We start from the raw sequence: 6,045 nt of genomic DNA, 5'->3' as shown, positions 1-6,045 counted from the left end.
TATCAACGGTTGGGCCGGTCACCACGCGTGGTGACCGGCCCAACCGTTGATACGCCCACTGTCCGTTCTCGACCTCACTCCCGACGGAACATGCCGCCCCGCGCGCGATGCTTTCCAACGCGGCGTCCCTCAGGCTGCTCGGTCGTAGAAGCCGTGCTCACAGGCGCCCGGCGAGTCGGTTCATCGTGAAGGAGGAGAGACTGCCAGACCTGCTCCTGCAAGGCGCGGATGCACGGGCCGCAGGCGAACATGGCTGCCTGCGCGCCGGCCACACTCACGGGGCCGATCCATAGAACACGGGTCCATCGCTGGCCGCAGTAGAGCCAGCAGAATCCGTCCGTCCACGTATTGCCGTCGTCAGTGTCTGCCGCGGCGGGCAAACCGCCGCGCGCGAACTCGGCGATGCCGGGTATGACCCGAGGCGTCACGGCCAGTTCTATGAACACAGCTCGGTCCTCAAGATCACTCGCTCGGGACAGCTGCCCTGGCCGAAGCCTGCTTGTCGGCGTCGGCGAAGAGGAGAGTGGGTTCGGCCAGGATGTCCCTGCCGGACTCGCTCTTGTAGATCTCATCGACGCTGCCGAAGCGTGCTTCGGAGTAGTCGAGGTCGAGCAGGGCGGCTGCCTGGCGGACCGATGCCTCGTCGGGGCCCTCGATCTCGACGAAGGTGGGGAGGTCCGGCCAGGTGTCGAAGTCGAAGGCGACCTCGCCGAGGCGCCATTCCTCGCGGTAGTTCTCCTGGTACCGGACCTCGCGCATGCCGAGGCTGCGCAGGATCTCGGCCATGGCGTGCAGGTCCGTCACCTCGGTCTCGATTTCGGTGGTGCCGTTGATCGTGGTGGCGTCGGTGACCTGCTTGAGCGTGAGCGTCGATCGGGTGCCCTCGTCCCGCAGTCGCACCCAGGCGCCTTCGAGTGCGTCGTTCTCGAAGATCTTGCGGGTCAGGAGGGTGCGGGGGAACGCTTGGGTGGCGCCCAGGGTGGTCAGTTTGGCCTGGAGGCCGGCGACGTCGATGGCGAGGAATTTGGCCTCGTACTCGTGCTTCACGGGTTTGTCCTTCGTACTAGGAGGGGGTGCGGGCCGCGAGGAGCAGGCCCATCCGGTGGGTGTGGTCCTGGAGCTGGCCGATGTGGGCGCGCTCGGCGAACTCGTTCGTGCGCAGGGTCAGCAGGACGTCCCAGTCGCCGATGAAGTGGCGTCTGAGCTTCTCGGGGGACGTGTAGTGCTCGATCAGGTGCTGGCGCTGGGTGATGGGCATCATGAACTCCGCCCCGTACAGGCCGCTCTGGCCGACAGCGGACTGCATGCGGGTGACGAAGTCAGCGAGCGGGCGATAATGGTTGGCACTGTAATGCCAGGAGCAGCTCGTCCAAATGGCATCGCAGGGCGTGCCCGAAGGCTCCCAATGGAGGAAGTCCTCCTCCACGATCTGCACACGGTCGCGGAGCGAGTCGAGCTTGAGGCGGTCGCCGAGGCCCATCGCGTGGGCCCGGTTGTCACCCGGGAGGATGACCTCGCCTCCGTGCAGGGCGAGAGGGTCGCGTTCTACCGCGACCACCCGGTAGCCGGCGGCGGCCAGAGGCAGGACGAACTTTCCGTCGCTCGCCCCCACGACCATGACTGTGGCGTCAGGAGCGGCACGCTCCTTCAGCGCGGCGAGGAACTGGGGGAAGAACGTGAGGGTGTGCTCCCACAGGCTCTGCGTTTGCACGGTGGCGGGCTCCTTGCGTGTCGATGGACAGGATCGTCTGGAGGACCTCGTCGGGGGCCAGATGCGTGGTGTCCACGTGGTGCATCGGGAACTGGGCATAGGCGTCGGTAACGCGGTCTGCCACCTCTTCCGTGAGGACGTCCCAGCCGGAGACCGGCTTGATGCGCTCGGCGAGCCGACGCCCGCGCTCGCCTTTGCCGCACGTCAGTTGGTACGTCACGGGCTGGGGCAGGCTGGGCGGGAGCCTGACGCCGAGGCTGGAGCCGAGCGCCTGGTGGTTGGCCAGGCAGCGGGCGAAGTAGCTCTCCACGACCACCGAGGTGCCCTCGGCCAGGAGACGCTGGATCTCATCGGCCACGGTGAACAGCGCGGACAGGTAGAAGCACATCCGGGCCTCGGCGTTTCCACGCCGATCCACCTCCCGGCGCAGAGGCTGGTAGAAGAGAGGCACGGTCGGGACCAGGACGGCACGGCGGGCCGCTGCCAGCATCGGAGCGATGGTCGACTTTCCGGTGCCGCGGAGCCCTTCGAGGCTCTCGAACAGCGGACCGTCAGACACGGGCGTACACCACGTCCGGTACCGCGAGCGTGAACTCGTCGGTGGGGGAGGGCCGGTGGTCGATGTGGTCAGCGAGCTTGTCGTACCAGAAGGCGTGCGAGTCCTTGCCGACAGCTTTGCAGGACATGGTGAGCGCGCCGCGCGGGTCAGCTTCGATCCGCTCGATCTCCACAGGGCCCCCGGCGGGGAGGCAGGCGTCCGGCGCACCGAGCTCGGACAGGTCCTCGTCGAGGATCACCTCGATGTCCAGCTCGGCCGAGGCCAGGCGCTCCCGCAGACGGGTGTAGGCCGTGGCGTCGTTGACGAGGAGCTCGGGGTGATCGGCTGCGTTGCCGACCGGCCGGAGGCAATGGAGTTTCAGCTGCTCCACCCCGTAGTGCTGCAGTGTGCAGGCAAGCGGCAGGACCTCGTCGATGTTGCGTGAGGTGACCGTCATGGTCGCGCCGGCGCGGACGCCGAGCTGCTGTGCGATTTCGAGAGCGCTCAGGGCGCTGCGGTAGCTTCCGAATTTCCGGATCTTGTCGTTGGTCGTGCCGATGCCCTCCAGCGATACCCGGAGCAGGTCAAGGTCGGGGGCGATCTCGGTCAGCCGGCGCTCGATGCGGTAGCCATTGGTGCAGATCTCGACCTGCATACCCAGGTCCCGCTTGGCGTACCGGACGACCTGGGCGAGGTCTCGGTAGACGAACGGCTCGCCGCCCAGCAGGGTGACGGCCTCGGTGCCGTACTCGTCGCGCATCAGCGTGAGGAGGTTGACCGCCTCGTCCGTGGTGAAGGCGTCGGCGTGCTGGAGCCGTTTGCCGTGGAAGCAGTGCAGGCATTCGAAGTTGCAGCGGTAGAGCAGTTGCAGGTACAGCATCCGGATCCTGCGGATCCCGGTGACTTCGCTGATCACTAGGGTCTCCTTCGGGGCGCTTGCCTGGTGGGAGACCTGATATTGGCGGGACAGGTACGGACCTCGTCACCGCGTATCGGGACGCTCCTAGGACGTCCTGGGACGTTTTCAGCGTGCGGAGAGCGCCTCCAGAATCCCGAGAACACGGCCGGTGTCCCTCAGATCGGGCAGGACCGTACGGGCACCGGCGTCTGCCAGCTCTTCGGCGCTGTGGACGCCGGAGGCCACCGCGATGATCTCGGAGCCCGTGGAGAGTGCGGCCTCCACGTCCCTAGGGGTGTCTCCGACCAGTACGACGGGCACGCCATCCGGGGCGCCCCGGAGCCGCTGGGCCCGCTCCCGGGCGACAGCGACCAGGTCGGGGCGCTGAAGGGCGTCGGCCCCGTAGGCACCAACCGGCAGATCAAGGAGGGGATCAAGGCCGAAGGCCGCGACCTTCACGCGAGCGTTGTCCGCGATATTGCCGGTGAGTACCGACGACACCCAACTGCGTCGCACGGAGACCTCCTTCAGGACTTCCCGCACGCCGGGCAGGGCGGTTCCCCGCTGGCTGAGGTCCTGGAGACGCGCCTCCCCTGCGTCGGCAAGTGCCTTCTCGACCGCTGCCCAGTCCGGCTCGGCCAGGCCGTTCCGCTCGAACATGTCGCGCATGATCAGCCGGTCCGTACGCCCTTCTGTCCGCGCCGGCCCCGCGGGCGCCCTTCCCGCCAGCGCCGTGAAGGCGGCGGCGTAGATCTCCTTGCTGACCCCTGCGTTCTCGATGAGGGTGTGGTCGATGTCCCACAGGACGATGAGCTCCATGCATCCAGCGTAAATACAGCGGTCATGGCCCCCTCCTTCTGTGGAACGTCCCGAAACGTCCTTGCCGCTCCTGACCAGTCTCGGCTTGTATGGCGTCTGTGAACGAGCGATTGCACTCCGTGCTCGCCCAGCGCGGCATCCCACCTGAATCACTCGCCGAAGTCTGCGAGGTGGACCCCAAGACCGTTGGCCGGTGGCTCGGCGGGCGCGTTCCCCATCCTCGCCACCGCTTCCGCGTCGCCAAGCACTTACGGGTCGAGGAACTGTTCCTCTGGCCCGCACCGGTGCCGAGTACTCCGCAGCAGCTCGCAGGGTCAGGGCAGGAGCTGGTCGGGACCTACCAGAACCGGGCGAGCGTCCCGCGCGACATGTGGCTGTCGCTGCTCAATGGCACCCAGGAGCAGATCAGCGTCCTCGTTTTCTCCGGTACCTTCTTCGCGCAGTCCAACCCGCACGTCGCCAAGATGCTCGCCGAGCGCGCGTCGAGCGGGGTGCGAGTGCGGCTCTGCTTCGGCGACTCGAAGGGCCGGGCCGCAGCAATCCGGGGCCACGAGGAAGGAATTGGCGACACACTGGCCGCCAAGATCCGAGCCTCCCTGACCTACTACCGGCCCCTGTTGTCCGAGGCCGGCTGCGAGGTGAGGCTGCACGACACCACGCTCTACACCTCCATGTTCCGGTATGACGATGACCTTTTGATCAACCCGCACGTCTGGGGCCAGCCGGCCAGCGCCAACCCCCTCCTCCATCTCCGCAGAGCAGACACGGCGGGCTGGTTCGACAACTACGCTCAGAGTTTCGAAGCTGTCTGGGCCGCCGCACGGCCCTGGACACCCGACCAGGAGGGGCCCTCGCCGCATGGGCAGGACTGAGTACTACAACGACCCCAAGGCCCCCAAGGCGAACACGCTCATCCCCGCCAACAACCTGCTCGTCGTCGACGACAACGGCGCCATACTCCTCCAGCGCCGCCGGGACACCGGCCAATGGGCCCTGCCTGGAGGAGCCCAGGACATCGGCGAGACGGCGGCGCAGTGCGCGGTGCGGGAATGCCTGGAAGAGACCGGGATCATCGCCGAAGTCACGGGCTTCCTGGGGGTCTACACGAACCCCAACCACATCGTGGCCTACACCGACGGTGAGATCCGCCAGCAGTACGAGAACACCTACATCGGCCGGCCTGTAGGCGGCGAACCCACGATCAACGACGAAGCCGACGGAGTCCGCTACGTCCAACCGAGCGACCTGGACCAGTACGACATCCACCCGAGCATGCGCCAACAGATCGGTGACTACCTCGCCGGTACGTACCCCTACCTGGGGTGAGCCGCAAGCGCCGCCTCCACGCGACCGACGGCCGCGAGGATGCCCGGCGACGCGCGACGGATGAACCGCCCCACCAGGCTGTCTGCCCCGTAACGCTCCATGATCTCCTCCAGCCGATCCTCGGCAGACGTGCCCTTCCCGTCAGGCGTCGTCGTCATGTCGCAATACACCAAGGCATCCACGAGCCGGTGGTCGTCGAGCAGCGGAAATTCGGCTTCCAGCTCGCCCTGCAGCCCGCGCTCCTCGGCCTCCAGCAACGCCAACGAGTGGTTCGCCACCAGCCGCACCAGCCGCTCATCCGCAGCATGGTCGTCACGAAGAAACCGGGCACCATCCAGCGGATGAAAGCCTGTCGCTGCCAGCCGCGGTGCGTAGCCCACGTCGTGAAGCACGGCGGCAGAAGCCAGCAGGTCCGCGTCACCACCCAGGAGTTCAGTCAGCTCGGCCGCGCGCCGCGCGACCCCTTGCGAGTGCATCCATCGACGAGGAAGGGACTCACGCAGCTCCGCCTCGGCCACCGAACATGCCCACTTCGCCATCGATCGGTTCATGCTCATTAAGTGCCCCAGCGGAATCAAGGCCGAACCCACCCTGCGTCTGCTGCTGAGCGGCACGCCTATGCACCTCGGACCGGCCGAGGCACAGGGCGGCAGTCACGTCCGCTGGCTCGCCGAGACTCTGCTGGCTTGGGCAGCCAGGGCAGCGATCCGGCACGGCGATGGGCACAAGGAGGGCTAACACGCATGGCGACGA

The 6,045-nt window shown here is 67.1% G+C and carries 9 protein-coding genes; 3 read left to right on the top strand and 6 right to left on the bottom strand.

The features are described 5' to 3' along the window. Positions 1 to 462 precede the first annotated feature (462 nt). The 5 genes from J7E96_RS27095 to J7E96_RS27075 all read right to left on the bottom strand — a co-directional run bounded on the left by J7E96_RS27095 (position 463) and on the right by J7E96_RS27075 (position 3,966). A complete protein-coding gene (locus J7E96_RS27095; RefSeq protein ID WP_215134785.1) occupies positions 463 to 1,047 on the bottom strand; it encodes a class IV adenylate cyclase in 585 nt (194 codons plus the stop codon). A 16-nt stretch (positions 1,048 to 1,063) separates the two neighbouring features. Beyond that, the gene (locus J7E96_RS27090; RefSeq protein ID WP_215134783.1) at positions 1,064 to 1,711 is read right to left on the bottom strand and encodes an SAM-dependent methyltransferase; all 648 of its coding nucleotides are present in this window, start codon (positions 1,709 to 1,711) and stop codon (positions 1,064 to 1,066) included. Beyond that, entirely contained in the window at positions 1,629 to 2,270 is a 642-nt protein-coding gene (locus J7E96_RS27085) for a hypothetical protein (protein ID WP_215134781.1), read from the bottom strand. The genes J7E96_RS27090 and J7E96_RS27085 overlap by 83 nt, the downstream gene beginning before the upstream one ends. Beyond that, the gene (locus tag J7E96_RS27080) at positions 2,263 to 3,165 is read right to left on the bottom strand and encodes a radical SAM protein (RefSeq protein WP_215134779.1); all 903 of its coding nucleotides are present in this window, start codon (positions 3,163 to 3,165) and stop codon (positions 2,263 to 2,265) included. Before J7E96_RS27080 ends, J7E96_RS27085 begins: the two co-directional genes overlap by 8 nt. A gap of 108 nt (positions 3,166 to 3,273) precedes the next feature. Continuing rightward, positions 3,274 to 3,966 carry an HAD family hydrolase gene (locus tag J7E96_RS27075; protein WP_215134777.1) on the bottom strand — a complete coding sequence of 231 codons (693 nt, stop codon included), beginning with the start codon at positions 3,964 to 3,966 and terminating at the stop codon, positions 3,274 to 3,276. Between the two features lie 98 nt (positions 3,967 to 4,064). Between J7E96_RS27075 and J7E96_RS27070 the strand changes: the two genes are divergently transcribed. Together J7E96_RS27070 and J7E96_RS27065 are read left to right on the top strand one after the other, a co-directional pair. Further along, a complete protein-coding gene (locus tag J7E96_RS27070) occupies positions 4,065 to 4,838 on the top strand; it encodes an XRE family transcriptional regulator (RefSeq protein WP_215134775.1) in 774 nt (257 codons plus the stop codon). Further along, positions 4,825 to 5,292, top strand: coding sequence for an NUDIX hydrolase (locus J7E96_RS27065; RefSeq protein ID WP_209470000.1), 468 nt, complete (start codon positions 4,825 to 4,827; stop codon positions 5,290 to 5,292). The genes J7E96_RS27070 and J7E96_RS27065 overlap by 14 nt, the downstream gene beginning before the upstream one ends. Here the strand turns inward: J7E96_RS27065 and J7E96_RS27060 are convergent. Next, the gene (locus J7E96_RS27060; protein WP_374196721.1) at positions 5,280 to 5,849 is read right to left on the bottom strand and encodes an HD domain-containing protein; all 570 of its coding nucleotides are present in this window, start codon (positions 5,847 to 5,849) and stop codon (positions 5,280 to 5,282) included. The genes J7E96_RS27065 and J7E96_RS27060 overlap by 13 nt on opposite strands. On the opposite strand from J7E96_RS27060, the gene J7E96_RS27055 reads away from it, so the two are divergent. Beyond that, the gene (locus J7E96_RS27055) at positions 5,842 to 6,030 is read left to right on the top strand and encodes a hypothetical protein (RefSeq protein ID WP_215134773.1); all 189 of its coding nucleotides are present in this window, start codon (positions 5,842 to 5,844) and stop codon (positions 6,028 to 6,030) included. The genes J7E96_RS27060 and J7E96_RS27055 overlap by 8 nt on opposite strands. Positions 6,031 to 6,045 lie beyond the last annotated feature (15 nt).

The sequence above is a fragment of the Streptomyces sp. ISL-96 genome (genome assembly GCF_018614035.1).
GTDB lineage: Bacteria > Actinomycetota > Actinomycetes > Streptomycetales > Streptomycetaceae > Streptomyces.
Note: the sequence above shows the minus strand (reverse complement) of the source record. Positions and strands in the feature narration are given on the sequence as shown.